Here is a 1424-nt window from a genome sequence, read left to right as displayed (position 1 = left end):
ACGTTTATCCTTATCCTCATGTTGATAAACTGATCCCCTTAATGGCAGAAGGAAAGATTCTGCCGTATTTGGATATTCCCTTCCAGCACGCTAGTGCAAAAATACTAAAAGCAATGAAACGTCCTGCGCACAGCGAGAAGGTCATCGATCGCATTCGTTCCTGGCGCGAGATATGTCCTGAACTTACGATAAGAAGCACCTTCATTGTTGGTTTTCCGGGTGAAACAGAGCAAGATTTTCAGGAGCTATTGGACTTTTTAGAAGAGGCCCAGTTAGATCGTGTAGGTTGCTTTACGTATTCTCCTGTAGAGGGCGCGCCAGCAAACGTCTTGGCGAATCAGGTCCCCGAAGAAGTGAAGGAGAGTAGGCACAAAAGGTTTATGGAAAAGCAGGCTGAGATTAGTGCCGAACGTTTGCGAGCAAAGGTTGGTTCATTGCAATGGGTGATCATTGACGAAGTGGTTGAAGAAGGCGCGGTAGGTAGGAGCTCAGCAGACGCACCTGAAATAGATGGTAACGTCTTCATCGATGGAGCAACTCACCTATGTGTCGGTGACTTGGTTAAAGTAGAGGTCGAAGAGGTTGATGAGTATGATATGTGGGGGCGCTTGGTTTAGAAGGAGAGGCTTCTTTCTTCCTATATCTAAATCAACGAACTCTTTAATTAGGTGAAAAAGTCGGCACGCAATCTGACCTACTTAAATAGCGGTTTCGACTAGAGCCTAGAAATGCCCTGCCCAATCTTAGTCAGCAATGTGCCAATTTCAGACCTTGGCACTTGCTTCAAGGTTGGCCGAAACTTACTGATTCTGAATCGTCGATTGATATCGGGAATTGGTGATTAGCGGACATAATCAAGTTATCCAGACAAACGCAACTTAGACAATAAGCTGCTTATATCTTAGTGCTCTGCTTTAATCTTACTGCATGCCATTAGCTGATGCTGAAACAGCAGTAGATTCAAACTGTCATCCTTCCTCCCAAGCAGAAATCGCCCATGCAACGCTGTTAAAAAATAAAACCATTAGATCTTCGACTCATTAGATCTTCGACTCATTAGGTCTGTTAGTCGCTGAAGTGTGATGCGCCTTTTAATTCTAGTATCCAGATAAATTTGTTTTGGCATTACTACTGTAGAAAAACAAGCTAGCCTGCACTCTATAACGCTAAGTGGTATGGATCTATCGAACCTAAACTATCCGGACCTAGGAAACGGAGCTTTACGCGGAAGGGGCGTTCAGTTCTTCTAAGTTTTTGTGTATTTTCATTGCATTTGAACTAGCTTGCGGCTAGCTTATAAAGATAAAACTAAGCATCAATTTAGCCTATGAACCCTGAACTTCTGTCTGCTACTTATCTAAACCATTTCTCGCGCTATGCCGAAGAGCAAGGAATTGATCTACAACCTTTCTGGAAACAGGTTG

At 43.5% G+C, this 1424-nt stretch carries 1 protein-coding gene; it reads left to right on the top strand.

What is annotated here, in order from left to right:
- Positions 1-617 (top strand): radical SAM protein (locus tag A3729_RS01080; RefSeq protein ID WP_156497559.1); only part of this gene is annotated, 617 nt, incomplete at its 5' end.
- Positions 618-1424 lie beyond the last annotated feature (807 nt).

This window comes from Oleiphilus sp. HI0043, from assembly GCF_001634935.1.
This window is presented reverse-complemented; position numbering and strand designations above follow the sequence as displayed.